Genomic DNA, 24943 nt, shown 5'->3' with positions numbered 1-24943 from the left:
CCGGCCGGGACGGCCGATTCAGATTTTGGTTCAGGCGTTCACGCTGTCCTTGAGCGCCTTGGCGATGGTCACCTTGACCTGCTTGTCGGCCTCTTTCTTGAACTGCTCGCCCGTCGCGGGATTGCGCACCATACGCTCGGGGCGTTCCTTGCAGTAGACCTTGCCAACGCCGGGCAGGGTCACGGCGCCGCCAGCGGCCACTTCGTCCGTGATGAGTTCGCAGATCGCGTCAAGAGCGGCGCTTGCCACTTTCTTGTCCGCATCCATTTTTTCGGCCAGTGCTGCCACCAGCTGGGTCTTGGTCATCGGTTTCGCCATTTCATGGTCTCCTTCGCCGCCCGTCAATGTAGGGCCTCTGCCGCGCATTAAAACCGGATATGGGGGGAAAACACAACGATTAGGGGCACACGCAGAGGCCCAAAAAGTGCATTTTGTGTCGATTTCCCCAACGTCAAAGGAAGGCCGTTTCCTCAAAACTGCGCAATTTCCGGCTGTGGATGCGTTCCAGAGGCATATCTCGCAGCGCCTCCATCGCGCGAATCCCGATGCGCAAATGGCGACTGACCTGTGTTTTGTAGAAGTCCGTGGCCATGCCAGGCAGCTTCAACTCGCCATGCAGAGGCCGGTCAGAGACGCATAGCAGGGTCCCGTAAGGCACCCGAAAGCGAAAGCCGTTGGCCGCGATCGTGGCGCTTTCCATGTCCAGAGCGATGGCGCGGGACTGGCTGAGCCGTTTGACCGGGCCGCTGTTCTCACGCAGTTCCCAGTTGCGATTGTCGAGCGAGGCGACAGTGCCGGTCCGCATGACACGCTTGAGATCGAAGCCGCTGAGTTCCGTTTCATGTTCGACCGCGTTTTCCAGCGCGATCTGGATTTCGGCCAGCGCCGGGATCGGAACCCAGACAGGCAGATCGTCGTCCAGCACCTTGTCCTCACGCAGATAGGCATGGGCAAGGACGTAGTCGCCAAGGCTCTGCGAATTGCGCAGGCCCGCGCAGTGGCCAACCATCAACCAAGCGTGGGGACGCAGGACGGCAATATGGTCCGTCGCCGTCTTGGCGTTGGACGGTCCGACGCCGATGTTGACCAGCGTGATGCCCTTCTGCTTGGGCCGCTTGAGGTGATAGGTGGGCATCTGCGGCATGCGGTCGGGGTGCAGCAGCGGCGCGTCCGGGTCGGTGATCTCGGCGTTGCCGGTGCTGACAAAGCTGGTGTAGCCGCTGTTCGGATCGGCCAGCATGGCGCGGCCATAGGCCTCGAACTCGCTGACGTAGAACTGGTAGTTGGTGAACAGCACGTGGTTCTGGAAATGCTCCGGATCGGTCGCCGTGTAATGGGACAGACGGGCCAGCGAATAATCGACGCGCTGCGCGGTGAAGGGGGCCAGCGGGCGGGTGCCGTCGTCCGCCGGGGTCGCCTCTCCGTTTACGATGTCATCATTGGTGGTGGACAGGTCCGGCACGTCGAACACGTCGCGCAGGGCAAAGCTGGCCGCGCCGTCCTGCGGTACGGTCACGCCGGGAAAATTGGCTACGGCGAAATGCACCGGCATCGGGGTCTCCGACACACCGATGCGGACCCGGACGCCGTGATTGCCCAACAGCAGGCGGATCTGCTGTTCCAGATAGTTGCGGAACAGGTGGGGGCGCGTCACGGTGGTGGCATAGGTGCCCGGTTCCGTCACATGACCAAAGCTGAGGCGGCTGTCGATCTTGTCGAAGCGCGTCGTCGTCAGGCGGACCTCCGGATAGAAGGCGCGCAGGCGCACGCCCGGGTGGCCCTCTGCCATCGCCTTCAGAAAGCTGTCGCGCAGAAAGACCGCGGCGGTATCGTAGAGCAGCTTGAGGCGTTCGACCGCCGCCGCGGCATCGTCAAAGCTTTCGGGTCCGGGTACATCCGGCGTGACGATGTCGAGATTTTCTGCCGCATCCTGCATGACCGCTCCTCGGGTGGTTTTGGCCGGAGGGTGACAGCAAGTGGGGCCGGGTTCAAGTTGCTCAAAAAAGGTCATGGGATCTGACATGGATTACGAGTGTGTTTCTGCTGAGGACTTTGGCGCCAGCCTGCGCGGATTGGGGCTGAACCTGCTGGTGAGGGACGTGCCTATGCAGTGCGCGATGCTGGAGACGGTGTTCGGCATGAGCGCGCACCGTATCAGCCGGGACTTCGCGATCCTGCGCTATGGGGCGGCGGTCTTTCAGCTGCATTCGGACAGCACCTATCACGCCAATCCCTACCTGAGTTTTCTGCCCGAGGCCGCGCCGCGCGGGGCCGGGGCGGAACTGCGCCTCTATGACAGCGACCCGGACGAGGCCGCCGCCCGGGCCGAGGCCATGGGCATGCAGGTCCTGCAGCCGCCGACGGACAAGCCGCACGGGCTGCGGGAATGCTACCTGATCTGCCCGGATGGCTATGCCTGGGTCCCGTCGCGGGTTTTGTAGGCCGTCAGCGGCGCGCCAGCAGCAAAAGCGCCGGGATCGCCGCAAAGATCAGTTGTCCGCTCAGACCCGCCAGCCCCGGCAAGGTGAGATAGCCGGAGAAGAACAGCGACAGCGGCAGGCCGAACAGCAGGAAAGCGGTCAGCGCCTCCAGACCGGTCAGGATCACGAGAGCCCCGGCCCCCATGCCAAGACGCAGAACAGCCTGTGCAGGCACCTGCTTGTGGGCAACGACCCAACGGGCGACGAACCAGCAGGCGGCCAGCATGAACGGCAGCTCGATCAGGACCGCCGGAAGCACCCCGACCAGCGGGATCAGGACAAGGTTGCGCAGGGTGCCCAAACCAAAACCGATCGCAAAGACGATCAGCGCATAGACCAGCGCGGCGGAGAGGATTCGGCGCATGTGCGGCTCCTGCGGTTGGTGCCAGATTACAGGGTTCCGGATGTTTCGGCACCTGCTGCGCGTTTGACATCATCCCGGCCCGGGGCCACTCTTCGCCCGCAAAGGAGATCTGCCATGAACGCCCCCCACAACATCGCCAATATCGACCACTGGCAGGAACGCGTGGACCTTGCCGCTGCCTTTCGCTGGACGGTCCGGCTGAACATGCATGAGGCCGTGGCCAACCACTTCAGCCTGTCGATCAATGAGGACGGGACCAAGTTCCTGATGAACCCGGACCGCAAGCATTTCTCGCGGATCAAGGCATCCGACATGCTGGTGGTGGATGCCAACGATCCGGAGACGCTGAACCGCCCCGGCGCGCCGGACCCGACCGCCTGGGGCCTGCATGGCGGGCTGCACCGGGCCTGCGCCCATGCGCGCTGTGCCATGCATGTGCATTCGATCCATGCGACGGTGCTGGCCTGCCTGAAGGACAAGCGCCTGCCGCCACTGGATCAGAACGCGGCCATGTTCTTCAACCGTCAGGCCGTGGACGATCAGTATGGCGGGCTGGCCTTCGAGGAAGAGGGCGCGCGCTGTGCGGAACTGATGGCGGACCCCAAGGTCAAGACGCTGATCATGGGCAACCACGGCATCATGATCATCGGCGACACCGTGGCCGAGACCTTTAACCGGATGTACATGTTCGAACGCGCGGCGCAGGTCTATGTCACCGCGTTGCAGACCGGGCAGCCGCTGGACATCCTGTCCGACGAGGTCGCCGAGAAGACCGCGCGGGAAATCGAGGAATATCCGGGCGGCGATCATCACCACCTGGAGGAGTTGAAGGCGATCCTTGACGAGGAAGGGTCAGACTACGCGACCTGACGCGCCTGTGGAACGGGTGGCGGGGGCGCTGCCCACGTCTCCTGCGGCGATTCCCCCGAGGGTTTTTTCAAAACCAAAGAAGCAGTGCACGGCTCTTGGTGGCAGATCGCACGCTGTCAGACCCGCGTGAAGGTCACGACCTGGCTGAGGTCCCCGGCATGGGGGCCTGTCGCCTCGGGTCCGTAAATGCGCACCTCGCGCAAGATCAGGTCAGAGACGCGCGGCCCCAGTTCGTCGAAACGGGCGGCAAATCCTTTGGCCGCCCAATGTTCGGCGTTGATCGACAGGGCGACAGCGCCGCCGGGGCGCACCACGCGCAGCACCTCGTCCAGAGCCTCGGGGCCGACATGGCCGTGGGTGAAGGTGCCGGAACTGACCGCGCCCGCGTAGGCGCCATCCTCGACCGGCAACCGATCCAGCAGATCCCCAGTGAAAAGCCGGGCGTAGAGCCCCTTGTTGGCCGCCACGTTCAGCATTTCTTGGCTCAGGTCGGTGGCGTCGGCCGGATCGATTCCGCAGCTTTTGAGCGCCGCGCCAAGGAGGCCGGTGCCGGCGCCGAGGTCGATCACCGGCCCCTGCCCGCCTGCGGCGGCATAGGCCTCTGCCACGTGCAGCGGCAGCATGTAGTCCATGTCCACCGCAAATTCATCATCGTAGGTCGCCGCCCATTGCGCATAGAGGCGGCGGTTGTCGTCGGGGGTCTGCAGCCCGTAGGCCGCGTCCAGATCGGGATCATCCTGCATGGGAATGCAGCCTAGACGCGAATCCCGGCATCCGTGAACCCGTTATTTTGATTTACCGGGTGCGCAGGCCGGTTTCGTACAGAAGCCCCTTGCGCTTGGCTTCGTAATAGTAGCCGCGCGCGTACCACTTGATGGAATTGTCCCAGTCGCCGTCTGCGACGATATAGGCGCCCTTGAGGTACTTGAGCCCGTATTTCAGGTTGGTGTCCGCATCCAGAAGGTCGCGGTTCTTGCCCTGAAAGCCCATGCTGCGCGCGGTCTGCGGCAGGATCTGCAAGAGTCCCCAATAGGGCCCGGCGCGCGCGGCCGGATTATGCGTGCTTTCGCGGATCGCCAGACGGTGCACGAGGCCACGGGGCAATTCATAGTGATCCGCCCACCTGTTGATCTTGGAGCGCAATTCGGGCGTCTCGTTCGGGTGCAGCGGCAGGGCGGCGGGCTTGGGGGCCACGGGTTCAGCCTCTGGGCGGGCGGCGCAACCGGCCAGCGCGCAGGCGGCGGACAGCATCAGGAAACGGCGGGTCAGCATGGAATCTCCGGGAAAATACCTGCGGCCCTCCTAAGCCCCGCCACAGATTCAGGCGAGTCCGCCGCGCGCGGCTCGGCGAAAGCCTGCCAGACCGGCCTGGCGCAGCGGCGCCCGGCCGCGCGTCGCCGAGACCTGCGACATCGCGTCTAGGCTTGCATCTTTCACGATCTGTCGCCACCTAGAGCGGATGAAAGGCACCCTGCTCTCTCTTGGTCACGGATATTCGGCGCGCGCGCTGACGCGGCTCCTGCTGCCCGAGGGCTGGGAGGTGATCGGCACCACGCGCGATCCCGCCAAGATCGACGCGCTGCGCGCAACGGGCGTGACACCGATCCTGTGGGACGCGGATGAGATCGAGGCGGCGCTGGACCGATGCAGCCATCTCTTGATCTCTGCCGCGCCGGACAAGGACGGGGACCCGGCGCTGCGTCTGGTCGGAGAGGCGATTGCGCGGCGGGCGCCAACGCTGGACTGGGCGGGGTACCTGTCGACGACCGGTGTTTATGGCGACCATCAGGGCGGCTGGGTCGATGAAGAGACGCCGTTGATCCCCTCTTCTGCGCGGGGCCGGGCGCGGGTGCAGGCCGAAGCGGATTGGACCGCCATCGACGGGCTGCCGCTGCATATCTTTCGTCTTGCGGGCATCTACGGCCCCGGGCGAGGTCCCTTTGCCAAGCTGCGGCGCGGGACGGCGCGGCGGGTAATCAAGCCGAACCAGGTATTTTCGCGCATCCATGTGGACGATATCGCGCGGGTGCTGCTGGCCTCGATCCGGCAACCCGATCCGGGCCGCGCCTATAACCTGTGTGACGACACCCCGGCCCCGCCGCAGGACATCATCGGCCATGCCGCCGAACTCTTGGGGATGCCGGCGCCGCCCGAGGTGCCCTTTGAAGAGGCTGACATGTCGCCCATGGCGCGCAGTTTCTACGGCGAAAGCAAGCGCGTGTCGAACAGGCGGATCAAGGAAGAGTTGGGCGTGACCCTGCTATATCCCGATTATCCCAGCGGGCTGGCGGCCATTCTGGCGGCGGAACAGGCGGAGCAATGACGACGACCGAGCCTGACCGGCCAGAGGCCGAGCCGCAGGCTGCCCCCGAAGGGCGGCGCGGGCCGCAATGCCTTGGCGATATCCTGGAACTGATGCGTCCGGAGGACGGCGATACCCATGTGTCCGTCGAGGATGTGCTGAAACGGGTTGGGGACCAGTCGTTTCCAGCGGTGATCCTTGTGCCTGCCATCGTGCTCGTCTCGCCCATTTCCGGGATTCCGGGCACGCCCACAATTGGCGCGCTGATCACCATCCTTGTGACGGTGCAGGCCCTGATCGGACGGCGGCATCTGTGGCTGCCCGGGTTCCTGATGCGGCGCAGGATCAAAGCCAAAAAGATGACCCGCGCTGTGGATTGGCTGAGCAAGCCCGCGGGCTGGATGGACCGTCTGTCCAGCGGGCGGCTGCGAATCCTGTCCTCGCGCCCGTTGCGGCCCCTCGCCTATGTCGTCGTCACGCTGATTGCGCTGGCCTGGCCGGTGCTTGAACTGTTGCCCTTCGTGACATCGTTTTTCGCCGGGGCGGTGGCGATGATCATGTACGGGCTGATGTCGCGGGACGGGCTGTTCCTTGTGGCAGGCTATGCGCAGGCCGGGATCGTGACCCTGATCCTTGCGTCGATCTGGTCAGGGCTGATCTGAGCGACCTGCAGTTGACGAGGCGCCGCCGACCGGGATCGGCGACGTTTCAGGTCACGCGCGTTTGTCCAGCACCTCGACCCCCAGCACCTGCAGGACCTTGGCCTCGATATCTTCGGCATTGAGCCGCGCCACGGCGTACATGTCGCGCGGGCTGGCCTGATCAATGAAGGTATCGGGCAGCACCATCGAGCGGTATTTCAGCCCGGTGTCAAAGACGCCTTCCTCGGCCAGCAGATGCGCGACGTGGCTGCCAAAGCCACCCACGGCCCCCTCTTCGATGGTGATCAGGGCGTCGTGTTCCCGTGCCAGCTGCAGGATCAGATCGCGGTCCAGCGGTTTGGCAAAGCGGGCGTCGGCCACTGTCGGGGCGACGCCGCGCGCCTCCAGCGCCTCACAGGCCTTCAACACTTCGCCCAGACGGGTGCCGAAGGACAGGATGGCCACGCCTTTGCCCTCACGGATCATGCGGCCTTTGCCGATCTCCAGAACCTCGCCACGTTCGGGCATCTCGACGCCCTCACCCTCGCCGCGCGGATAACGAAAGGCAATCGGTCCTTCGTCATGGGCGGCGGCGGTGGCAACCATATGTTTCAACTCTGCCTCGTCTGCCGCAGCCATCACCACAAAGCCCGGCAGGTTGGCCAGGTAGGCCACGTCGAAAGACCCGGCATGGGTCGCCCCGTCCGCGCCAACCAGACCGGCGCGGTCGATGGCGAAACGGACCGGCAGACGCTGGATCGCCACGTCGTGCACAACCTGGTCATAGCCGCGCTGCAGGAAGGTGGAATACATCGCACAGAACGGCCGCATGCCGCCTGCCGCCAGACCGGCGGAAAAGGTCACGCCATGTTGTTCGGCAATACCCACGTCAAAACAGCGGCTGGGATAGCGTTCGGCGAACAGGTCAAGCCCGGTGCCGTCCGGCATCGCGGCCGTCACCGCACAAATACGCGGATCCTCGGCGGCGTGCTGCAGCAGCGATTGCGCAAAGACCTTCGTATAGCTGGGCGCGTTCGAGGGCGCCTTTTTCTGCTTGCCGGTGATGACATCGAACTTGGCCCGCGCGTGGCCCTTGTCAGGGGCGTGTTCCGCGTGGCTGTAGCCCTTGCCCTTCTTGGTCAGAACATGGATCAGGATCGGCCCCGTTGCACGCTGGCGCACGGTGCGCAGGACCGGCAAGAGCTGATGCAGGTCGTGCCCGTCCAGCGGCCCGAGGTAGGAAAACCCAAGCTCTTCGAACAGGGTGCCGCCCACGGTCATGCCCTTGAGCATCTCCTTGGCACGCTTGGCCCCTTCGCGGAAAGGTTCGGGCAACATGCTGACCGCGCCCTTGGCGGCGGCCTTCAGATCCTGAAAGGGCGCCTCTGCATAAAGACGGCTGAGGTAGGAGGACAGCGCACCGGTGGGAGGCGCGATGCTCATCTCGTTGTCGTTGAGGATCACGATCAGCCGCTTGCCAAGGTGGCCCGCGTTGTTCAGCGCCTCGAATGCCATGCCCGCGCTCATCGCGCCATCGCCGATCACCGCGATGGCATCGCCATGCCCGGTGTCACAGACCCCGCCCAGATCGCGCGCCACGGCAAAGCCCAGCGCCGCAGAGATCGAGGTGCTAGAATGCGCGGCGCCAAACGGGTCATAGGGCGACTCGGACCGTTTCGTGAAGCCCGACAACCCGTCCTTCTGCCGCAGGCTCAGCATCCTGTCGCGCCGCCCGGTCAGGATCTTGTGCGGATAACACTGGTGGCTGACGTCCCAGATTACCTTGTCGCGCGGGGTGTCGAAAATCGCGTGCAAGGCGACGGTCAGTTCGACCACGCCCAGACCCGCGCCAAGATGGCCGCCGGTTTCAGACACGGCGGCAATGGTCTCGGCCCGCAATTCGGCGGCCAGCTGTTCCAGTTGTTCGTCAGAGAACTGCTTGAGATCGGCAGGGCTGCCCACACGGTCGAGCAAGGGGGTCCGAGGCTTGTCGGTCATGGCGCCCTCAATTGGCTTCAGGTCCGGCGCGAGATAACGAAACGAGCCGCGTCCTGCAAGTTTTTCGCTTTGTCACCGTATAGAGATAGGCAGTCGCAGGCCTCGGTCACGAGATCGGATGCGCGGCTTTTCGCCCCGTCCAGCCCCAGAAGGCTGACAAAGGTGGCCTTGCCGCGGGTTTCGTCCTTGCCCACCGCCTTGCCCATCTGCGCGGCGTCCCCTTCGACATCCAGAATGTCATCGGCGATCTGAAAGGCAAGGCCCAGCCGTTCGGCATAGGCGGTCAGCGGCGCGGGATCGTCCTGCGCCAGACGCGCGCCCGCCTCTGCCGACCAGGCGATCAGCGCGCCGGTCTTGCCCGCCTGCAGGGCGGTGATCTCTGCCAGGGTCAGCGGCGTCGCAGAGGTTTCCGCCGCCATGTCCAGCGCCTGCCCAAGCACCATCCCGCGCGCCCCCGCCGCGCGCGCAAGGCTGAGCGTCAGGTCCGCGCGCACCGCCGGATCCGCATGGCATTCGGGCCGCGCGACCAGTTCAAAGCCCAGCGTCTGCAGCGCATCCCCGGCCAGCACGGCGGTGGCCTCATCCCATTTGCGGTGCACGGTCGGCAAGCCGCGGCGCAGGTCGTCGTCGTCCATGCAAGGCAGGTCATCATGCACAAGGCTGTAGGCATGGATCGCCTCGATTGCCGTGGCGGGCCAGATCGCCCGCGCCGCCTCCACGCCATGGATACGGGCGCTTTCCAGCACCAGATAGGCGCGCAACCGTTTGCCGCCCGAGGCCGCATATCCCATCGCCTCGACCACCGGCAGAGCCCTATGCTCCGCCAGGACGTTTGCCAGATGGGCCTCGACAGCACGGACGGCTTGCGCCAGCCCGTCTGTGAAGCTCATAACCCTTCGACCGGTTTCGTCCCCGCTGGATTGCCGTCCGCGTCCAGCGTGATGGCAGCCACCTTTTCCTCGGCCTCTTTCAGCTTCTGGTCGCAGCGTTTGCGCAGGGCCGCGCCCCGTTCATAAAGCTTGATCGAATCCTCCAGCGCGACATCGCCGCGCTCCAGCATCCCAACGGTCTTTTCGAGCTCGGCCATGGCCTGCTCAAAGCTCATTTCCTCGACCGGCGTCTCGGTCATGCCCCTGCCTCCATCAGTATCTCGACATGCGCCTTGCCGCTGTCGCTAAGCGCCTGCAGGTCATAGCCGCCTTCCAGACAGGACACCACCCGCCCGCCACAGGTCTCTGCCGCGACGTCGCAGAGCGCCCGCGTGATCCAGCGGAAGTCGTCCACGGTCCAGTTCAACTGCGCCAGCGGATCGTCCTGATGCGCATCAAAGCCCGCAGAGATGATCAGCAGATCGGGCTGGTAGGCCCGCAGCCGCGACAGCGCGGGCGTCCAAGCGGCCCGCATCTCGGCCCCGCCGGAATTGGGCGGCAGCGGCAGGTTCAGCACGTTGTCATGCGCGCCACGCTCATCCGCGTTGCCCGTGCCCGGCCAGAGCGGCATCTGGTGGGATCCGATGAACAGTGTCTTCGCCTCGTCCCACAGCAGATCCTGGGTGCCGTTGCCATGGTGGACGTCGAAATCCACCACCGCCACACGTCCCAGCCCGTGAGAAACCAGCGCATGTTTCGCGGCGATCGCCACGTTGCCGAACAGGCAGAACCCCATCGGAGTCTCGGTCTCGGCATGGTGGCCCGGCGGGCGCATGGCGCAAAAAGCATTTGCAACCTCACCCGCCAGAACCGCATCCACCGCGGCCACCGCCGCACCTGCCGCGCGCAGCGCCGCGCGAAGAGACCCCGGTGACAGCCATGTATCGGCATCCAGCTGGACCTGCCCGCTGGCCGGAATCGCGCCGCGTATCCGGTCGATGTAGCGCTGGGGATGACAATAGCGCAGATGCGCCTCCTCCGCCTCCGGCGCGCTGCGCCGGTCAAGGTCGAGCCCCGCCAGCGCATGCAACAGATGCTCGACCCGTTCCACCCGCTCGGGATGGCCCTGAGGCGTCACATGGTCCAGCGCATCCGCATGGTTAAAGAGTGCCGTCGCCATCGCGCCCCCTGCTTCTTCTCTTGAAAAATACGCACTGCCACGTCCATCACGGACGCCATGGCCTGACAAAACCGCGAAACGGCGGCCGCTGCAACCCGCCAGTCAGACTGTCTGGCAGGCGCGCAATCAGGCCTTCAGTCGGGCGCCAGCATATAGCCCGCCCCGCGCACCGTCTGCAGATAGCGCGGCTGTTTCGGATCGGCCTCCAGCTTGCGCCGCAGGCGAGTGATCTGCACGTCCACCGCGCGCTCCTGCGCCTGCCCCTTGTCGCGGCCCAGTTCCTCGACCAATTGCGCCCGGCTTAGGGCCTCGCCCGGGCGGGCAGAGAAGATCCGCATCAACTGGCTTTCGGTGGCGGTGAGACGGATCAGTTCTTCACCCTGCCACAGCTCGCCGCGTTCGATGTCATAGCGGATGTCGCCCAGCATCAGCAGTTTGGGCGCGCTGTCCTCTGGCGCGACTTCGGGCATCCGGCGCAGGATCGCATTGATCCGCAGCAACAGCTCCTTTGGTTCGAACGGCTTGGCAAGGTAGTCGTCTGCCCCGGCCTCCAGCCCCTTGATCCGGTCCTCGGTCTCTGACCGTGCGGTCAGCAACAGGATCGGCGTCTGCGAGGTTTCGCGGATGCCCCGGGTCAGGCTCACGCCGTCCTCGCCCGGCATCATCACGTCCAGCACGATCATGTCGAAATCCAGCCCGCCCAGCAACCGCCGCGCATGGGCGGCGTCGCGGGCCGCGCTGACCAGAAAACCGTTGCGGATCAGGAATTTCTGCAAAAGTCCGCGGATGCGCTCATCGTCGTCGACGATCAGCAGGTGGGCGTCGTGCTCGCTCATCCCCGGCCCTCCTTCAGGCTGTGGTAGTGACGGCGCATGTCCGGGTCCATCATCGCCTCCAACACGCGGCGAAAGCCCGCCACAGCCTCTGGCCCGGCGTCGCGGTAGGCGGCGCGCATCCGCAAACGCTGAACGTCGGACAATTCGCGTTCCAGCGTCTCGCCTGCCTCGGTCAGGTACAGGTGTCGCTCCCGCTTGTCCACGCGGCCCACCCGGCTTTCGACCAGCCCGTCGCTGATAAGGGTGCGCAGCACGCGGTTCAGGGATTGTTTGGTCACGCCGAGGATCGACAACAGGTTGTTCACCGTCGTGCCCGGCGCGCCGTGGATAAAGTGCAGTGCCCTGTGGTGGGCGCGGCCATAGCTGAGGCCGTCCAGAATGCGATCCGGATCGGCGGTAAAGCCCCGATAGGCAAAAAACATCGCCTCGGCCCCCTGCCGAAGCTGCTCATCCGTGAGGTAAAGCAGGGTTTCCCCCTGCGAACCACGCCCCTCTGACATACCAACCCGCCCTCGCTGCTTTTGGCCACATTAAGTCAGCCTTGTTGACATTCCAATATCTAACTGGTAGCGAGTCGCAGATTTGGCGCAACTTTATGTCCGTTTCGGACGCAAACCGCGCAACAATCGAAAAATTCGACCCGCTGCACGTGAGGAGAGAGAAGATGGCAGATGGAGCATATGACGACCGCGACGGCAAGATCTGGCTGGACGGTCAGCTGGTGGACTGGCGGGCGGCCAATGTGCACGTACTGACCCACGGGCTGCATTATGCAAGCTCCGTCTTCGAGGGTGAGCGCTGCTACAACGGCAAGATCTTCCTGTCGCGCAAACATTCCGAGCGGCTGCATTTTTCGGCCCGCGAGCTGGATTTCGAGATCCCCTATACCGTGGATGAAATCGAGGCCGCCAAGGTCGCCGTTCTGGCGGCCAACGGCCTGACGGATGCCTATGTGCGCGCGGTGGCCTGGCGCGGTGCCGGTCCGGACATGGGTGTCGCGTCGGCGCGCAACCCCGTCCGTCTTGCCATCGCGGCCTGGTCCTGGGGCAACTACTATGGCGACGCCAAGATGAAGGGCGCCAAGCTGGACATTTCCAAGTGGAAGCGCCCCTCGCCTGAGACGATCCCGGTCCATGCCAAGGCCGCCGGCCTCTACATGATCTGCACCACCTCCAAACACGCGGCAGAGGCCAAGGGCTGTTCTGACGCGCTGTTCATGGATTATCGCGGCTACGTGGCCGAGGCGACCGGCGCGAACATCTTCTTCGTGAAAGACGGCGAAGTGCATACACCCAAGCCCGACTGCTTTCTCAACGGTCTGACCCGTCAGACGGTGATCGGGATGCTGGAAGACAAGCAGATCAAGGTGCATGAACGCCACATCATGCCCGAAGAGATGGAAGGCTTTGAGCAGTGCTGGCTGACCGGCACCGCCGCCGAGGTCACCCCGGTGGGGCAGATCGGCGACTTCAACTTCGAGGTCGGCGCGCTGACACGTGATATCTCGGAAAGCTACGAGAAACTTGTGCGCAGCTAAGGCTGGCCACAACTGACAATGCCAAGGGCGGGGTTATGACCCCGCCCTTTTTTGGTGCGGTGGAGGGGTTGAACGCAGGCCTTGCCGCGTTCTGCTTACTCCCTGTACCGCTTGGCCAGGTCCTCTGCATCGCCCATGGCCGCAAGTCTCAACTCCCGCACCAGACGCAGGGTCGGTTTCATCGCGAAAAAGAAGGACCCGATTACGAACAGCCAGATCGCGGGCGTTTCATAGGCGCTCCAGAAGAACAGGATGGAGCCGATCAGGAAACAGATCGCCGCAAGGAAATCCACGATAGTGTGGGCCAGTTCGAAGGCCGCATAGGTGCGGCGCGTCGCCTCCGAGCGTTCGCGGTTCTGGTGGGAAAACAGGGTCATGCGTCGATCAAGTTTCGCAAGGCATCCATGCGGGGGTCTGTCCGGTCAACGGATGATCGCGCGGGTGGAATAGCTCGGCAGGCCAAAACAATCGCCCATCATCAGGGTGAATGAGGTCGGATAGGCGGGTTTGTCGAAGATCAGCACCGCCGTTCCCCAATGCTGGCTGCTTTCACCCTTCCAGCCCATCGACCCAAGGCAATAGCCCTGCCCCCGCCCGACCCAAAAGGCATCGTGCACGCCGCGATTGTCGAAATTGCCCGCCAGACCGGGAATGACCAGCGTGGCCGGGGTGCCGTCGAAGTTGCGGAAGGTGAAGACCGCCGCCCCATCCACTTCATCCTGATAGACAATGGCACCGATATCTGCGTCCCAGACCTCATCGGCGATGGCGGGTGTGGCGAGCAGGCCGACAAGGGCAAGAGCGCGGAACATGGCAGGTCTCCCGGTTGGTTTTGTTGCCGGGAGGGTGGCACGGATTGCCTCAAAAGGGGAGCGGCGATTGTGGGCGAGTGGTGCACGCGCCGGCAACGCGTGACGGTCCGCCTACTCGAAACATGGCCTCAGCACGTTGGCCCGGTGCCCTCTGGCCGTGGTCCGGGCATTGGGATCGGGGCGAAAGGTGAACTGGCGATGTTGACACGAGCTGCCGTCCGACAGCGCCAGAACACGACCAAACTCAGCGAATGCCGCCGATCCCGTCTGTTGATTATCTACTCAACCCGGCAAAGGTCGTCGGCACATCAAGGCTCGCAAAGCCGTAGTGTCGCAGCCAGCGCAGGTCCGAGTCGAAGAAGGCGCGCAGGTCCGGGATGCCGTATTTCAGCATCGCGATCCGGTCGATCCCCATGCCAAAGGCAAAGCCCTGCCATTGGCTCGGGTCCACACCCGCCGCCGACAGCACCTTGGGGTGCACCATGCCGGAGCCCAGAACCTCAAGCCAGCCGTCGCCTTCGCCGATCTTCAGCTGGCCGTCTTCCCACGAACACTGAATATCCACTTCGGCCGAAGGTTCGGTGAAGGGGAAATGCGAGGCGCGGAAGCGGGTCTTGATGCCGTCGATCTCGAAGAAGGCGGCAAAGAACTCTTCCAGCACCCATTTCAGGTTCGCCATGGAAATTTCCTTGTCGATGGCAAGGCCCTCGACCTGATGGAACATCGGCGTGTGCGTCTGGTCATAGTCGGCGCGATAAACGCGGCCCGGCGCAATGATCCGGCACGGCGCGCCATGCGCCTCCATGTGGCGGATCTGAACCGGCGAGGTATGGGTGCGCAACACGTGCGGGGCGCGGTTATCGCCCTCGGCGCGGTGCATGTAGAAGGTATCCATCTCCGCCCGCGCCGGGTGGTGCGAGGGGATGTTCAGCGCGTCGAAGTTGTACCAATCCGTGTCGATCTGCGGCCCTTCGGCCACGGCAAATCCCAGATCGGCAAAGATCGCAGTGATTTCATCCATAACCTGGCTGACCGGGTGGATGGTGCCGCGGCGCTGCGCGCGCACCGGCAGGGTCACGTCCAGCCATTCGCCGCGCAGACGCTCTTCGAGCGCCACATCGGCCAGTGCGGCCTTCTTGGCCGCAAGCGCCGAGTTGATCTCATCCTTGAGCTTGTTCAGCGCGGGACCGGCCACCTGACGCTCTTCCGGGCTCATCTTGCCCAGTTCGCGCATCTTGAGGCTAATCTCACCCTTCTTGCCCACCGCGGCCACGCGCAGGTCCTCCAGCGCGGACTCGTCGCCCGCCTTGGCAATCAGGTCGATGTATTTTTCGCGCAAATCGTCCATCGTCGGTCCCTCAAGCTTGCCCGCGACGGGTTAGCCCTGCCCCGCCCGGTTTGCAACCGTCAGATTGCCTGCGGTCAAGGTGCCCTGCGGGCGCGCACGTCATCCAGCAGGCGCATCACCTCTGCATCCCTGATGTCGAATTCGGCCAGATGTTCGGCCAGGCTTTCTAGATAAGCCGCGCTGGAACCGATGATCCCCTGTCCGGTGGCGATCAGGTGCACCTGTTCCTCATGGGTCAGATCGCCCCGGATCGAGTCCCGTTCATGATTGGCCATAAAGGCCAGCGCCTCGACGGGACCGTCCTCTGTGTGAACCTCGATGAAGGTGCACAGATAGGCATGGGCAATGCGCTCGCGGCTCCAGAGGCTGAAGGTCTCACTTTCCAACCGCGCGACCGGAATGCGGAAGACCAGCCCGTGGCAGCCGTCCCCTTCGTCCAGTGCCGCCATCAGACCCGGCGCGTCATGGGTTCCCCGCGCGCCGTTGACGTCACACAGGATAAAGCGCCGGGCGGTGGCGGGGGCATGGGCGCGACGGACCTCTGAAAACCGGATACCCGGATCCCACATCAAAGAGCCGTAGCCGAAAACCCACAAGTCACGGTCCCACCGGCCTTGCATGGTTGCCGCCCGATCCGCATCGCGTTCGGCGTCTTCCATGATCCAATCCGTTGGCAGGCCGTGCTCGCGCGCCATGGTGCGCACCTTGTCAGGGTGAAAATCCATGAAACGCGACTCTTCGGGCGGGGTGATGAGAGGCCGAAGGTTGGGATGATGGCGATAGGGATCGTCGTGGGACATCAAGGCCTCGCTCCTGGTCAGAGCCAGCTTGGCAGTCTTTGTGCGGATTGGATAGTACTTCGTTCCGTAGCGTAAATCAGGGGTGAGGCCCCACGCTGCCACGAACGATCCGCTCGTTTGAAAAAGGCATCACGGCTGCACGTAATGGCACCTGAAATCAGAAACCGCAGCCCAGGTCAGCCCGTCCAACAGGCATTCCGATCGGAGCAAATCCACAAAGGCGCCGCAACGAGCGTTTCCGCGCCAATCGGACGGTTTGGACGTAACGGTGACCTATGCACGGCCACGCCAGCGCCCGCTCCCCACGGTCGGCCCTTCACCCCCGCTGCAGCAGGGGGTGACAGCCTGATGGGCGTCGGCGGAAGGGGTTATTTGGAACGTGGTGACGGTGACGAAAAAGGCCCGGACGCTGACGCCCGGGCCTTCGATCTATTCAGCGCTGTGCTGCGGCTCAGGCCGGCAGCGCGCCTTTCGCCTGATCCACGATCGCGGCAAAGGCCGCGGGCTCGTGCACGGCCAGATCGGCCAGAACCTTGCGGTCCACTTCGATCCCGGCCAGCGTCAGGCCGTTGATGAAGCGCGAATATGTCAGCGACTCATCATGCGCACGCACGGCTGCGTTGATCCGCTGGATCCACAGGGCGCGGAAGTTGCGCTTGCGGTTCTTGCGGTCGCGGGTCTTGTACTGGTTCGCCTTGTCAACCGCCTGTGCCGCCACCTTGAAGGTGTTCTTGCGGCGGCCGTAGTAACCTTTGGCCTGGTCGGTGATCTTCTTGTGACGCGCGTGGGTGACGGTTCCGCCTTTGGTACGGGGCATCTCTCAGTCTCCTCTCAGCGGTCGTACGGCATGTAGCTCTTGACGATCTTGGCGTCAGGAGCGGACAGCGTGGTGGTGCCGCGAGCATCGCGGATGAATTTCTTGGTGCGTTTGATCATGCCGTGGCGCTTGCCCGCCTGGGCGGCCATGACCTTGCCCTTGGCACTGATCTTGAAGCGCTTTTTCGCGCTCGATTTGGTCTTCATCTTGGGCATTTCGATCTCCATCTTCTTAGCGCGACTCGGCATGCCACTCTGGCCGGCCACGCGGTTAGAGCGCGCCGTATAGGGGCATGTCGCGTGATTGACAAGCGCTTTCCGCCCTCAGGACAATCCCAGCAGCACCAGCATCACAGGGATCGTCGCCACCGCCGCCAGAGTCTGCGCCGTCACCAGCCCCGCCATGAAGGTGCCATCGCCGCCCAACTGCCGGGTCAGCACGTAGGCCGTGGGCGCGGTCGGGATGGCCGAAAAGACGATCAGCACCAATGCCTCTGTCCCGTCAAGGCCGAATCCCAGTCCGACAAGCGACGCAAGCACAGGCATGCCACACAGCCGCAGCACAACATTGCCCGCCAGCGCCCCCGCCTCCTGCCGCAACGCCGCCGGTTGCAGCGCTGCCCCCACGCACAACAGGCCCAGCGGCAGGCTGGCCTGCGCCACCAGTTCCAGAAACCGGCCAATCCCGAAGGGCAAGCCCACTCCGCCAAACGCCAGCGCAAGGCCCAGAAGGCAGGCAAGGATCAGCGGATTGCGCAGCATCGTCTTGGCCATTGTCACGGGGTGACGCGCCGGGCCGCTTTCGGTCAGGGCAAGGATCGACAGGACGTTGACCAAAGGCACCGCAATGGCCAGATAGACCGCCGCCCGGGCAACCCCCTCTCCCCCCGCAAGGCTGCCGGTGACGGCAAGGCCAAGGTAAGTGTTGAACCGCACCACCCCCTGAAAGGCGGGACCGAACCGCGCCGCTGGCACCGGAAACACGCGCCGCGCCAGCCCCATCCCCAGCCAGGCGATCACGATCGTCGCAACCGCCGCGCCGCCCAGCCGCAGGATCGCAGGGTCGCGCACCGGCGCGTCCACGAGGCTGGACACCAGCAAGGCCGGGAACAGCAGGAAATAGTTGAACCGCTCCGCCGCCGGCCAGAAACCGGGATCGGGAAAGCCCTTTCGCGCCAGCACGAAGCCAAGGCAGATCATCGCGAACAGCGGCCAGATCGTGATCAACAGCAAGTCGGGGCTCCCTTGTCGGTGGTCCCCGACTAGCACCTCATGGCCGGGCTCCGCCAGAGCACGGATTTGCGCAAACGCCGTCGCGCAGGCTGTCCGGCCCCTGCATCTGCTTGCCCCTTGCCGCAGGCCTACCTATCCTTTCGGCAGATAGGGACGTTACATTGAAAAGATCAAAACACATCCGCACGTCAGACCACCCGCAGGCTTCGGACGAGGGGCGGGCTCAAAGCTGGTTTCTTGGCATCATCGCCTTTGCCGTCATCCTGTTCCTGCTGGTGCAGGCCAAGTTCCTGCTGATCTCGCTGGCCATCGCGATCATGCTGTTTTCGCTCACCTCTGATGCCATCAACTATTTTCAGCGTCTCAGGATCGGCAGTGCCAAGGTGTCGATCTGGATCGCATCGTTCCTTGCAGTGCTGCTGATCGCCACGATCCTGATCTCGGCCTCGCTGATCATCATCGCGCAGGCCAATACCGTGGTCATCACCATCCTGCAGTATTCAGGCCCCACGCAAGAGATCGTCGCGGACCTTGTCGGCTGGATGGGGGCCGATATCGAGGCGGCGGCGCTGGAGTGGATGCAGGGCATCCAACTGGGCCCCTATCTGTCCTCTTTGGCGGGCCAGGCGGGCAACATTGTCTCCGGCGCGGTTCTGGTGACGCTCTTCGTCGGGTTCATGTTCCTTGAACGGTTGTGGTTCTCGACCAAGCTGGTCAGCCTGATGGGGGATGAGCGGCGCGCGCGGCACATCGAGATCATCATTTCCTCGATCATCCACCGGGTGAACCGGTATCTGGTGGTCAAGCTGATCATCAGCACGGTCACCGGCGCGTTTGTCTACCTCGTGATGACCCTGTTCAGCCTTGACCTCGCGATGCCGATGGCGGTGCTGACCTTCGTGCTGAATTTCATCCCCAACATCGGGTCGATCGTGGCCACGGTGATTGTTGCGCTGGTGGGCTATGTGCAGACCGGCGACACCTTTACCGGTCTGTCGGTTCTGGGCATCGTCACGGTGATCCAGTTTTCCGTCGGCCAGGTTCTGGACCCGCTGTTGCTGGGCAAGACTTTGCGGCTGTCGTCCTTCGGCATCATCGCCTCACTGGCTTTCTGGGCGGCGGTCTGGGGGATTGTCGGCATGTTCATGGCGGTGCCAATCATGGTGTCGATCATGATCATCTGCGCGCATATCCCTGCCCTGCGCCCGGCGGCCATCATCCTGTCGCGCGAGGGGCTGCCCGATCTCGACGAACTGGGCGCCGCACCCGTAGAGCCGACCGAAGCCGCCACTCCTGCCCCAAGCCCCTGAACCCGCCTAGACCTCGTCGATCCAGACCTCGAAACCGCTCAGTTCATGATGCCCGAACGTATGGGTCAGCGGCACGTCCGCCGCGTCCCTTCCGCGCGCGATCAGAACACGGCCATAACGGGTATCGTTGTTGCGCGGATCAAAAGTCCACCATTGGCCACCAAGGTAGACCTCCATCCAGGCCGCAAAATCCATCGGCGCATAGGGCGGCGGTTGCCCAACGTCACTGACGTAGCCGGTGCAATAGCGCGCCGGGATGTTCAGACTGCGGCACAGGGCGATGGCCAGATGGGCGAAATCCCGGCAGACACCGACCCGCTCCCGCAGAGCCTCTGCCGCCGTCCGCGTGGGCCGGGACTGCGCATAGCCGAAGCGGATGTGTGTGTAGACAAAGTCACAGACCGCCTGAACGCGCCGCCAACCAAGCGGCACCCGGTGGAACCGACGCCAGGCTTCGTCCGACAGAACGTCGCTTTCGCAATACCGGCTGGGCAGCAGATAGGTGATGGCCTCATCCGGCAGTTCCTCGACCGGGTGCTGTATGGCAGAGGTGTCCACCGGGTCGGCCAGACCGGCATCCCGCAAGAGCCCATCAGTCGAAACCGTGAACCGCCCCGCCGGGGCCACAAGCCGCGTGCAGATATTGCCGAAACCGTCGTTATAGCTGTGCAGCGGAACGGCGGGGTCGGTTGTCATGCTGTCGGGACGCTCGAACCCGTCAGCCAGAGACGGGTGCACGTTGAGCATCACGATCATCGGCGTGCGAGCAGGCACGTCGAAGGTCAGCCGACAGCCCAGATGAAGGGTTAGGGTCATGTGCGGCGCTGTCCTTGTCCCCTGCCTGAATGGCCGGGCTGACAGGGGGTAACACGTTACAGGGTGTGGTGTCATGCGGTTCCGGGTGTGCCCACCAGCCCCAGCGCCACCTGCCGGGCAAACGCACGAATTTCAGGCACCTGCCGGATGCGTGCAGATCATAATCCCAGAGGATCAGTTCAGGATCTGCCCGATCACGCCGTAGAACACGTCCGGGATTTCGGCCCAGGTATAGCCGCCGTCCTTGTCGCTCAGCGCCCAGATCGCCAGTCCACCACCCCCCAAAAGCAACAGCGCGCCCAGTCGGGGCGCGCGGCTGTCGGTCCAAGCCGAAAGGATGGATGGCAGGGACAGGACAATCAGCCCCATCCCGACCACCAGCATCATGTCAGGTTCCATAACCTATCCCCACTTTGGGGAAGGTTATTCCGGATCGGTGGAATAGATCAAACGCTCGTTGCAGGGGGCCACGCGCAGGATGTTCGTGGTGCCCGGCTGGTTGAACGGAACACCGGCGGTGACGACGATCTGATCCTCTTCGCCTGCATAGCCTTCAGAGCGCGCCGCGCGGGCCGCGTTGACGACCGCCTGCTTGAACCGCTCCAGCTCGCCGGTCATGACGCACTGGGTGCCCCATGTCAGCGACATCCGCCGCGCCACGCCGCGCATGGCGGTCATGGCGATGATCGGAACCCGCGGGCGTTCGCGCGCCACGAGGGCGGCGGTGGTGCCCGAAGAGGTAAAGCAGCAGATCGCCTTGACGTCTGTGGTCTCGGCAATCTCACGCGCGGCGGCAACGATCCCGTCCGCCACGGATTTGCGCGCGGCAGAGCGTGAGGCCTCGATCACTTCGCGATAGGTCGGATCGCTTTCCACGGAGACGGCCACGTTGTTCATCGTGGTCACGGCTTCGATCGGGTATTGACCGGCCGCCGATTCCGCCGACAACATGATCGCGTCGGTGCCTTCGTAGATCGCGCCGGACACGTCCGACACCTCGGCCCGAGTCGGCATCGGCGATTCGATCATCGATTCCAGCATCTGGGTGGCCACAATCACAGGCTTGGCAGCCGCGCGGCACTTGCGCACCAGACGTTTCTGGATCGGCGGCACCGCCTGAACAGGCAGTTCCACGCCCAGATCGCCCCGTGCGACCATGATGCCGTCGGAGACCTTGAGGATTTCGTCGAACGCTTCGACGGCAGAGGGCTTTTCGATCTTCGAGATGATCGCCGCCCGGCCCCAGACAAGGCGCCGCGCCTCTTCTACATCCTCGACCCGCTGGACAAAGGACAGGGCGACCCAGTCGACGCCAAGCGCGCAGGCAAATTCCAGATCCCGGCGGTCCTTTTCGGACAGCGCCGCCACCGGCAGCACCACGTCAGGCACGTTCACGCCCTTGCGGTTGGAAATCGTGCCGCCCGCCTCGACGGTGCAATTGGCATGATCCTTGGAGCAATCTGTGATGCGCAGGCGGATCTTGCCGTCGTTGACCAGCAGGTGCGACCCGGCGGTGAGGGCGGCAAAGATTTCCGGATGCGGCAGCTGAACCCGCGTGGCGTCGCCCGGCGTCGGATCCAGATCCAGACGGAAACTAGCGCCCCATTCCAGCTCTTCCGAGCCGTTGGCAAATTCGCCAACACGCAGTTTCGGGCCCTGCAGGTCGGCCAGAATGGCAATCGGGCTGTCCAGGTCCTTTTCGACCTGCCGGATAATCTTGTGACGTTCTTCGATTTCTTCGTGCGTGCCGTGGCTCATGTTGAGACGGAAAACATCCGCCCCGGCCTCATGCAGCGCCCGGATCATTTCATAGGTATTCGAAGCCGGGCCCAGCGTGGCCACGATCTTGACGTTACGGTCGCGTTTCATTTCAATTTCTCCTGACCCATCGGTCCTGGCTTGGCTGAACACGCACCGTACCCGCGCCGTGCAGCCGCAGCGTTATCGCTAACACCTGCCGAGTTATCCTGCATTTCCCTTTGGCATGCAACTGACATATGTGTAGCGGGCCAAACACGACGAGACCATGACATATTCCCCCTGCCAGATCATCGGTGAAAACCGTCCCAGCCGTTTCCTGATCACCTGCGATCACGCGTCTAACCTTGTGCCTCCGGACCTTGGCGGGTCGCTGGGCCTGCCGGTGTCCGACATGGCACGCCATATCGCCTATGACGTTGGCGCGGCGGGCGTGGCGCTCGGGCTTGGAGAGGCGCTGGACGCGCCGGTGGTCATGTCCAACTTTTCGCGCCTCGTGATTGACCCGAACCGGGGCGAGGACGATCCGACCCTGATCATGAAGCTCTACGACGGCTCTGTCGTGCCGGGGAACCGCCACGTCGACGCCGAAGAGCGGGCGCGGAGAATCGCCGCCTATTACCGGCCCTATGATGACCTGCTGGCCCGCATGACGGCGCGGCGCGACGATATCGCGATCATTTCGGTCCACTCCTTCACGCCTCAATTGCACGGCCGCCCGCCGCGGCCCTGGCATGTGGGGATCTTGCATCCGTCTTGGGACGTGCGGCTGTCGGATCCGTTCATTGCCGCGCTAGAGGAGGAACCGGACATCGTGGTGGGCCGGAATGAGCCCTACCCCGGCCATCTGCCCGGTGACGCGCTGGATCGGCACGCGTTGCGGCATGGCCGGCAGAATACGCTGATCGAGGTCCGAAACGACCTGATCGAGGATGAGACCGGGCAGCGCCATTGGGCGGCCCGGCTGGCGCCGCTGTTGCAGCGGGCGCTGGACTTGGCCGTGGATTGAAGAGGAGAGACACAGATGGACGACCAGACACGCATCGAAATCGAAGCCGCCGCCTTTCGCCGCCTGCGCAAGCACCTGATGGAAGACCGGCAGGACGTGCAGAATATCGACCTGATGAACCTTGCCGGGTTCTGTCGCAATTGCCTCAGCCGCTGGTACATGGAGGCGGCGAACGAAAAGGGCATCGAGATGGGCAAGGAAGAGGCCCGCGAGATCTATTACGGCATGCCCTATTCGGAGTGGAAGGCGCAGTTCCAGACCGAGGCCGGGGCGGACAAACAAGAGGCGTTCGAGACGGCGTTCAAGGAGAACGTAACCGACAAGGCCTGACCCCTGTCCACGCGTGGACAGCTTAGGGGGAATGCAGGATCAAGGGGTTACAGGCGCGATTTAACCCTTTGTCAGGATTTTCACCCCCCTCAGGGGGGGGGGGTGATGGCCCCACCATAGCTGGGCCGTGGCGGATCAGCCCTCTGCCGGTTGCACGGCCCGTTGATAGAGATGCCATGTGGTGTGGCCGAGGATTGGCAGGGTGACGATCAGGCCCAGAAACGCGGGCACCAGCGACACCACCATAGTGACCGAGATGATCGCCGCCCACGTGAGCATGACCACCGGGTTTTCGGTGACGACACGAACCGACGTGATCATGGCGGACACGAAATCGATTTCGCGGTCGAGCAACAAGGGCATGGCGACAACGGTCACGGAGAACAGCGCCGCCGACAGAACCGCGCCGACGCAAAAGCCGATGGCGAGGAAGGTCCAGCCCTCTGGGGTATAGAACACGGTGTTCAGAAACCCGTCGAGATCCGAGAAAGACGCGTCCTGCAGGACGATCACCAACACGGTCCGAAACTGGTAGAACCAAACCCAGAGGATGAAGAGGGTGACAAAGGCCATCCACCCCATTTCGCGTTTGCGCTGATTGGCCATGACCGTGAGAATGTCAGACCAGCCGAACGACTCTCCCCTTTGCAACCGGCGGGACATTTCATAGAGCCCGGCGGCGGCGAAGGGGGCGATCAGGGGAAAGCCAACGGCGGCAGGAACGATCATCCAGATCTTGCCCAGCCAGAGCAGGCACCAAACGAACAGGATCCCGAAAACCGCATAGAACAGGCCGAAAAAGCCGCTCATGACCGGACGCGCCAGAAAGTCGGCATACCCGGCCTTTAGCGATGCGCGGATATCATCCGCTGTCACCTTGTTGACCTTGGGCAGGCCCTGCTGCCGGGGCGTCGGGCTGTCCGGCGGTGTGGAACCTGCGGTCCGGGAATTCATGACACGCCCCTCCTATCGCCTTCAACTGTGTCTCAGGTCGGCCCATAGGGCAAGGAGCGTGACGCGCGGCCGTCTGCGGATTACTGGGTGGAGGCCTTGCGAAAGGCCGGGCGGGCGCGGAGGTTTGACAGGTAGTCCGCGAAGCTGTCGGGCCCTGCCGGGAATTTCGCCGCCTGCGCCCAGCCGCCGCAATGGCACAGGATGATGTCCGGGATCAGCGGCGTCTTTCCCATCAGGCAGGGCCCTTCGGCCTCTTCCATGATGCGGGCGATGTTGCGGGCGTATTCGGCGCGGCAGGGATCCTTGACCTGCGGCACGCGCTCTGCCTCTGGCAGGACAAAGCTGTGCTTGGACGCGGTCCAGAGCAGCGATTCCACCTCATCGAGAATGCGGAAGGTCCATGCGTCCTGCCGCGCGCGGTCTTGCGTGCCGGCGGCAAACGTGAACGCGCCGTGTTTGTCGGCGAGATAGGTCAGGATCGCCGTCGAGTCGCGCAGAACGGCGCCGTCCTCGATCAGCACCGGGATCTTACCCAGCGGGCTGACCCTGCGGACCTCTTCGGACTGCGGGCCTGCAGGCACATGGGTGTAGGGCTGCCCCAACTCCTCCAACAACCACAGCACCCGGAACGCGCGGCTGCGGACGGACCCGTACAGTGTGTAAGACATGTCGATCCCCCC

At 63.9% G+C, this 24943-nt stretch carries 31 protein-coding genes; 8 read left to right on the top strand and 23 right to left on the bottom strand.

Annotated elements, in window-relative coordinates; genetic code table 11:
- Positions 1 to 30: 30 nt before the first annotated feature.
- Positions 31 to 318 carry an HU family DNA-binding protein gene (locus tag ACTXGA_RS14255; RefSeq protein ID WP_443394721.1) on the bottom strand — a complete coding sequence of 96 codons (288 nt, stop codon included), beginning with the start codon at positions 316 to 318 and terminating at the stop codon, positions 31 to 33.
- Between the two features lie 133 nt (positions 319 to 451).
- Positions 452 to 1936 (bottom strand): AMP nucleosidase, encoded by a 1485-nt coding sequence (locus ACTXGA_RS14250; protein ID WP_443394719.1) that lies wholly within the window; start codon positions 1934 to 1936, stop codon positions 452 to 454.
- 85 nt (positions 1937 to 2021) lie between these two features.
- Here ACTXGA_RS14250 and ACTXGA_RS14245 point away from each other — a divergent pair, with 85 nt between their 5' ends.
- Positions 2022 to 2441 carry a VOC family protein gene (locus ACTXGA_RS14245; protein ID WP_443394717.1) on the top strand — a complete coding sequence of 140 codons (420 nt, stop codon included), beginning with the start codon at positions 2022 to 2024 and terminating at the stop codon, positions 2439 to 2441.
- A 4-nt stretch (positions 2442 to 2445) separates the two neighbouring features.
- Here the strand turns inward: ACTXGA_RS14245 and ACTXGA_RS14240 are convergent, their stop codons facing one another.
- A complete protein-coding gene (locus ACTXGA_RS14240; RefSeq protein WP_443394715.1) occupies positions 2446 to 2844 on the bottom strand; it encodes a hypothetical protein in 399 nt (132 codons plus the stop codon).
- A gap of 114 nt (positions 2845 to 2958) precedes the next feature.
- On the opposite strand from ACTXGA_RS14240, the gene ACTXGA_RS14235 reads away from it, so the two are divergent.
- Positions 2959 to 3714, top strand: a complete 756-nt coding sequence (locus tag ACTXGA_RS14235) for a class II aldolase and adducin N-terminal domain-containing protein (protein WP_443394713.1) — start codon at positions 2959 to 2961, stop codon at positions 3712 to 3714.
- Between the two features lie 116 nt (positions 3715 to 3830).
- Here the strand turns inward: ACTXGA_RS14235 and ACTXGA_RS14230 are convergent, their stop codons facing one another.
- Positions 3831 to 4457: a class I SAM-dependent DNA methyltransferase gene (locus ACTXGA_RS14230; protein ID WP_443394711.1), complete on the bottom strand. Its 627-nt coding sequence runs from the start codon at positions 4455 to 4457 to the stop codon at positions 3831 to 3833.
- Positions 4458 to 4509: 52 nt separating this feature from the next.
- Positions 4510 to 4986: a transglycosylase SLT domain-containing protein gene (locus ACTXGA_RS14225; protein WP_443394709.1), complete on the bottom strand. Its 477-nt coding sequence runs from the start codon at positions 4984 to 4986 to the stop codon at positions 4510 to 4512.
- Between the two features lie 187 nt (positions 4987 to 5173).
- Here ACTXGA_RS14225 and ACTXGA_RS14220 point away from each other — a divergent pair, with 187 nt between their 5' ends.
- Entirely contained in the window at positions 5174 to 6037 is an 864-nt protein-coding gene (locus ACTXGA_RS14220; protein ID WP_443394707.1) for an SDR family oxidoreductase, read from the top strand.
- Positions 6034 to 6678 (top strand): exopolysaccharide biosynthesis protein, encoded by a 645-nt coding sequence (locus ACTXGA_RS14215; protein ID WP_443394705.1) that lies wholly within the window; start codon positions 6034 to 6036, stop codon positions 6676 to 6678. The genes ACTXGA_RS14220 and ACTXGA_RS14215 overlap by 4 nt, the downstream gene beginning before the upstream one ends.
- Positions 6679 to 6729: 51 nt before the next feature.
- Here the strand turns inward: ACTXGA_RS14215 and dxs are convergent, their stop codons facing one another.
- From dxs to ACTXGA_RS14185, 6 genes are all read right to left on the bottom strand, one after another.
- Entirely contained in the window at positions 6730 to 8655 is a 1926-nt protein-coding gene (gene dxs / locus ACTXGA_RS14210; RefSeq protein WP_443394703.1) for a 1-deoxy-D-xylulose-5-phosphate synthase, read from the bottom strand.
- Positions 8656 to 8672: 17 nt separating this feature from the next.
- Positions 8673 to 9545, bottom strand: coding sequence for a polyprenyl synthetase family protein (locus ACTXGA_RS14205; RefSeq protein WP_443394701.1), 873 nt, complete (start codon positions 9543 to 9545; stop codon positions 8673 to 8675).
- On the bottom strand, positions 9542 to 9784 hold the full coding sequence (locus ACTXGA_RS14200) for an exodeoxyribonuclease VII small subunit (RefSeq protein WP_443394699.1): 243 nt from the start codon (positions 9782 to 9784) through the stop codon (positions 9542 to 9544). Before ACTXGA_RS14200 ends, ACTXGA_RS14205 begins: the two co-directional genes overlap by 4 nt.
- A complete protein-coding gene (locus ACTXGA_RS14195) occupies positions 9781 to 10704 on the bottom strand; it encodes a histone deacetylase family protein (RefSeq protein ID WP_443394697.1) in 924 nt (307 codons plus the stop codon). The genes ACTXGA_RS14200 and ACTXGA_RS14195 overlap by 4 nt, the downstream gene beginning before the upstream one ends.
- Positions 10705 to 10838: 134 nt before the next feature.
- Complete coding sequence (locus ACTXGA_RS14190; protein ID WP_443394695.1) at positions 10839 to 11540, bottom strand: response regulator; 702 nt, start codon at positions 11538 to 11540, stop codon at positions 10839 to 10841.
- A complete protein-coding gene (locus ACTXGA_RS14185) occupies positions 11537 to 12040 on the bottom strand; it encodes a MarR family winged helix-turn-helix transcriptional regulator (RefSeq protein WP_443394693.1) in 504 nt (167 codons plus the stop codon). The genes ACTXGA_RS14190 and ACTXGA_RS14185 overlap by 4 nt, the downstream gene beginning before the upstream one ends.
- A gap of 164 nt (positions 12041 to 12204) precedes the next feature.
- Between ACTXGA_RS14185 and ACTXGA_RS14180 the strand changes: the two genes are divergently transcribed.
- Positions 12205 to 13077: a branched-chain amino acid aminotransferase gene (locus ACTXGA_RS14180; protein ID WP_443394691.1), complete on the top strand. Its 873-nt coding sequence runs from the start codon at positions 12205 to 12207 to the stop codon at positions 13075 to 13077.
- A gap of 95 nt (positions 13078 to 13172) precedes the next feature.
- Here the strand turns inward: ACTXGA_RS14180 and ACTXGA_RS14175 are convergent, their stop codons facing one another.
- The 7 genes from ACTXGA_RS14175 to ACTXGA_RS14145 all read right to left on the bottom strand — a co-directional run bounded on the left by ACTXGA_RS14175 (position 13173) and on the right by ACTXGA_RS14145 (position 18086).
- Entirely contained in the window at positions 13173 to 13454 is a 282-nt protein-coding gene (locus tag ACTXGA_RS14175; protein WP_443394689.1) for a YrhK family protein, read from the bottom strand.
- A gap of 45 nt (positions 13455 to 13499) precedes the next feature.
- A complete protein-coding gene (locus ACTXGA_RS14170) occupies positions 13500 to 13889 on the bottom strand; it encodes a hypothetical protein (RefSeq protein WP_443394687.1) in 390 nt (129 codons plus the stop codon).
- Between the two features lie 274 nt (positions 13890 to 14163).
- Positions 14164 to 15237, bottom strand: coding sequence for a phenylalanine--tRNA ligase subunit alpha (gene pheS / locus ACTXGA_RS14165; protein ID WP_443394685.1), 1074 nt, complete (start codon positions 15235 to 15237; stop codon positions 14164 to 14166).
- Positions 15238 to 15311: 74 nt separating this feature from the next.
- Positions 15312 to 16037 (bottom strand): gamma-glutamylcyclotransferase, encoded by a 726-nt coding sequence (locus ACTXGA_RS14160; RefSeq protein WP_443394683.1) that lies wholly within the window; start codon positions 16035 to 16037, stop codon positions 15312 to 15314.
- A 451-nt stretch (positions 16038 to 16488) separates the two neighbouring features.
- Positions 16489 to 16854, bottom strand: a complete 366-nt coding sequence (rplT, locus tag ACTXGA_RS14155) for a 50S ribosomal protein L20 (protein WP_443394681.1) — start codon at positions 16852 to 16854, stop codon at positions 16489 to 16491.
- A gap of 14 nt (positions 16855 to 16868) precedes the next feature.
- The gene (gene rpmI / locus ACTXGA_RS14150; protein ID WP_443394679.1) at positions 16869 to 17069 is read right to left on the bottom strand and encodes a 50S ribosomal protein L35; all 201 of its coding nucleotides are present in this window, start codon (positions 17067 to 17069) and stop codon (positions 16869 to 16871) included.
- A gap of 108 nt (positions 17070 to 17177) precedes the next feature.
- Positions 17178 to 18086, bottom strand: coding sequence for an AEC family transporter (locus ACTXGA_RS14145; RefSeq protein ID WP_443394677.1), 909 nt, complete (start codon positions 18084 to 18086; stop codon positions 17178 to 17180).
- 161 nt (positions 18087 to 18247) lie between these two features.
- On the opposite strand from ACTXGA_RS14145, the gene ACTXGA_RS14140 reads away from it, so the two are divergent.
- Positions 18248 to 19396, top strand: coding sequence for an AI-2E family transporter (locus ACTXGA_RS14140; protein WP_443394675.1), 1149 nt, complete (start codon positions 18248 to 18250; stop codon positions 19394 to 19396).
- Between the two features lie 6 nt (positions 19397 to 19402).
- On the opposite strand, the gene ACTXGA_RS14135 is transcribed toward ACTXGA_RS14140, so the two are convergent.
- The 3 genes from ACTXGA_RS14135 to pyk all read right to left on the bottom strand — a co-directional run bounded on the left by ACTXGA_RS14135 (position 19403) and on the right by pyk (position 22081).
- Entirely contained in the window at positions 19403 to 20212 is an 810-nt protein-coding gene (locus tag ACTXGA_RS14135) for a transglutaminase-like domain-containing protein (RefSeq protein ID WP_443394673.1), read from the bottom strand.
- Positions 20213 to 20386: 174 nt separating this feature from the next.
- The gene (locus ACTXGA_RS14130) at positions 20387 to 20611 is read right to left on the bottom strand and encodes a hypothetical protein (RefSeq protein WP_443394671.1); all 225 of its coding nucleotides are present in this window, start codon (positions 20609 to 20611) and stop codon (positions 20387 to 20389) included.
- 24 nt (positions 20612 to 20635) lie between these two features.
- Positions 20636 to 22081 (bottom strand): pyruvate kinase, encoded by a 1446-nt coding sequence (gene pyk / locus ACTXGA_RS14125; protein WP_443394670.1) that lies wholly within the window; start codon positions 22079 to 22081, stop codon positions 20636 to 20638.
- Positions 22082 to 22238: 157 nt separating this feature from the next.
- Between pyk and ACTXGA_RS14120 the strand changes: the two genes are divergently transcribed.
- Positions 22239 to 22979 (top strand): N-formylglutamate amidohydrolase, encoded by a 741-nt coding sequence (locus ACTXGA_RS14120; protein WP_443394669.1) that lies wholly within the window; start codon positions 22239 to 22241, stop codon positions 22977 to 22979.
- Between the two features lie 15 nt (positions 22980 to 22994).
- A complete protein-coding gene (locus ACTXGA_RS14115; protein WP_443394667.1) occupies positions 22995 to 23309 on the top strand; it encodes a DUF1244 domain-containing protein in 315 nt (104 codons plus the stop codon).
- Positions 23310 to 23444: 135 nt separating this feature from the next.
- On the opposite strand, the gene ACTXGA_RS14110 is transcribed toward ACTXGA_RS14115, so the two are convergent.
- Together ACTXGA_RS14110 and ACTXGA_RS14105 are read right to left on the bottom strand one after the other, a co-directional pair.
- Positions 23445 to 24263, bottom strand: a complete 819-nt coding sequence (locus ACTXGA_RS14110; RefSeq protein WP_443394665.1) for a DUF2189 domain-containing protein — start codon at positions 24261 to 24263, stop codon at positions 23445 to 23447.
- 80 nt (positions 24264 to 24343) lie between these two features.
- On the bottom strand, positions 24344 to 24931 hold the full coding sequence (locus ACTXGA_RS14105) for a glutathione S-transferase family protein (RefSeq protein ID WP_443394664.1): 588 nt from the start codon (positions 24929 to 24931) through the stop codon (positions 24344 to 24346).
- Positions 24932 to 24943 lie beyond the last annotated feature (12 nt).

Source organism: Antarctobacter jejuensis, from assembly GCF_052266595.1.
Taxonomy (GTDB): Bacteria; Pseudomonadota; Alphaproteobacteria; order Rhodobacterales; family Rhodobacteraceae; genus Antarctobacter; species Antarctobacter jejuensis.
This window is presented reverse-complemented; position numbering and strand designations above follow the sequence as displayed.

What these genes read in the sequence shown, in the direction of transcription:
- ACTXGA_RS14250 (WP_443394719.1), bottom strand. Translation starts at nt 1,936, where the DNA reads ATGCAGGATGCGGCAGAAAATCTCGACATCGTCACGCCGGATGTACCC.
- ACTXGA_RS14185 (WP_443394693.1), bottom strand. Translation starts at nt 12,040, where the DNA reads ATGTCAGAGGGGCGTGGTTCGCAGGGGGAAACCCTGCTTTACCTCACG.
- ACTXGA_RS14120 (WP_443394669.1), top strand. Translation starts at nt 22,239, where the DNA reads ATGACATATTCCCCCTGCCAGATCATCGGTGAAAACCGTCCCAGCCGT.
- ACTXGA_RS14130 (WP_443394671.1), bottom strand. Translation starts at nt 20,611, where the DNA reads ATGGAACCTGACATGATGCTGGTGGTCGGGATGGGGCTGATTGTCCTG.
- ACTXGA_RS14220 (WP_443394707.1), top strand. Translation starts at nt 5,174, where the DNA reads ATGAAAGGCACCCTGCTCTCTCTTGGTCACGGATATTCGGCGCGCGCG.
- rplT (WP_443394681.1), bottom strand. Translation starts at nt 16,854, where the DNA reads ATGCCCCGTACCAAAGGCGGAACCGTCACCCACGCGCGTCACAAGAAG.
- ACTXGA_RS14175 (WP_443394689.1), bottom strand. Translation starts at nt 13,454, where the DNA reads ATGACCCTGTTTTCCCACCAGAACCGCGAACGCTCGGAGGCGACGCGC.
- ACTXGA_RS14180 (WP_443394691.1), top strand. Translation starts at nt 12,205, where the DNA reads ATGGCAGATGGAGCATATGACGACCGCGACGGCAAGATCTGGCTGGAC.
- ACTXGA_RS14230 (WP_443394711.1), bottom strand. Translation starts at nt 4,457, where the DNA reads ATGCAGGATGATCCCGATCTGGACGCGGCCTACGGGCTGCAGACCCCC.
- ACTXGA_RS14255 (WP_443394721.1), bottom strand. Translation starts at nt 318, where the DNA reads ATGGCGAAACCGATGACCAAGACCCAGCTGGTGGCAGCACTGGCCGAA.
- ACTXGA_RS14235 (WP_443394713.1), top strand. Translation starts at nt 2,959, where the DNA reads ATGAACGCCCCCCACAACATCGCCAATATCGACCACTGGCAGGAACGC.
- ACTXGA_RS14200 (WP_443394699.1), bottom strand. Translation starts at nt 9,784, where the DNA reads ATGACCGAGACGCCGGTCGAGGAAATGAGCTTTGAGCAGGCCATGGCC.
- ACTXGA_RS14115 (WP_443394667.1), top strand. Translation starts at nt 22,995, where the DNA reads ATGGACGACCAGACACGCATCGAAATCGAAGCCGCCGCCTTTCGCCGC.
- ACTXGA_RS14105 (WP_443394664.1), bottom strand. Translation starts at nt 24,931, where the DNA reads ATGTCTTACACACTGTACGGGTCCGTCCGCAGCCGCGCGTTCCGGGTG.
- ACTXGA_RS14215 (WP_443394705.1), top strand. Translation starts at nt 6,034, where the DNA reads ATGACGACGACCGAGCCTGACCGGCCAGAGGCCGAGCCGCAGGCTGCC.
- rpmI (WP_443394679.1), bottom strand. Translation starts at nt 17,069, where the DNA reads ATGCCCAAGATGAAGACCAAATCGAGCGCGAAAAAGCGCTTCAAGATC.
- dxs (WP_443394703.1), bottom strand. Translation starts at nt 8,655, where the DNA reads ATGACCGACAAGCCTCGGACCCCCTTGCTCGACCGTGTGGGCAGCCCT.
- ACTXGA_RS14170 (WP_443394687.1), bottom strand. Translation starts at nt 13,889, where the DNA reads ATGTTCCGCGCTCTTGCCCTTGTCGGCCTGCTCGCCACACCCGCCATC.
- pyk (WP_443394670.1), bottom strand. Translation starts at nt 22,081, where the DNA reads ATGAAACGCGACCGTAACGTCAAGATCGTGGCCACGCTGGGCCCGGCT.
- ACTXGA_RS14240 (WP_443394715.1), bottom strand. Translation starts at nt 2,844, where the DNA reads ATGCGCCGAATCCTCTCCGCCGCGCTGGTCTATGCGCTGATCGTCTTT.
- ACTXGA_RS14225 (WP_443394709.1), bottom strand. Translation starts at nt 4,986, where the DNA reads ATGCTGACCCGCCGTTTCCTGATGCTGTCCGCCGCCTGCGCGCTGGCC.
- ACTXGA_RS14245 (WP_443394717.1), top strand. Translation starts at nt 2,022, where the DNA reads ATGGATTACGAGTGTGTTTCTGCTGAGGACTTTGGCGCCAGCCTGCGC.
- pheS (WP_443394685.1), bottom strand. Translation starts at nt 15,237, where the DNA reads ATGGACGATTTGCGCGAAAAATACATCGACCTGATTGCCAAGGCGGGC.
- ACTXGA_RS14205 (WP_443394701.1), bottom strand. Translation starts at nt 9,545, where the DNA reads ATGAGCTTCACAGACGGGCTGGCGCAAGCCGTCCGTGCTGTCGAGGCC.
- ACTXGA_RS14160 (WP_443394683.1), bottom strand. Translation starts at nt 16,037, where the DNA reads ATGTCCCACGACGATCCCTATCGCCATCATCCCAACCTTCGGCCTCTC.
- ACTXGA_RS14135 (WP_443394673.1), bottom strand. Translation starts at nt 20,212, where the DNA reads ATGACCCTAACCCTTCATCTGGGCTGTCGGCTGACCTTCGACGTGCCT.
- ACTXGA_RS14110 (WP_443394665.1), bottom strand. Translation starts at nt 24,263, where the DNA reads ATGAATTCCCGGACCGCAGGTTCCACACCGCCGGACAGCCCGACGCCC.
- ACTXGA_RS14190 (WP_443394695.1), bottom strand. Translation starts at nt 11,540, where the DNA reads ATGAGCGAGCACGACGCCCACCTGCTGATCGTCGACGACGATGAGCGC.
- ACTXGA_RS14195 (WP_443394697.1), bottom strand. Translation starts at nt 10,704, where the DNA reads ATGGCGACGGCACTCTTTAACCATGCGGATGCGCTGGACCATGTGACG.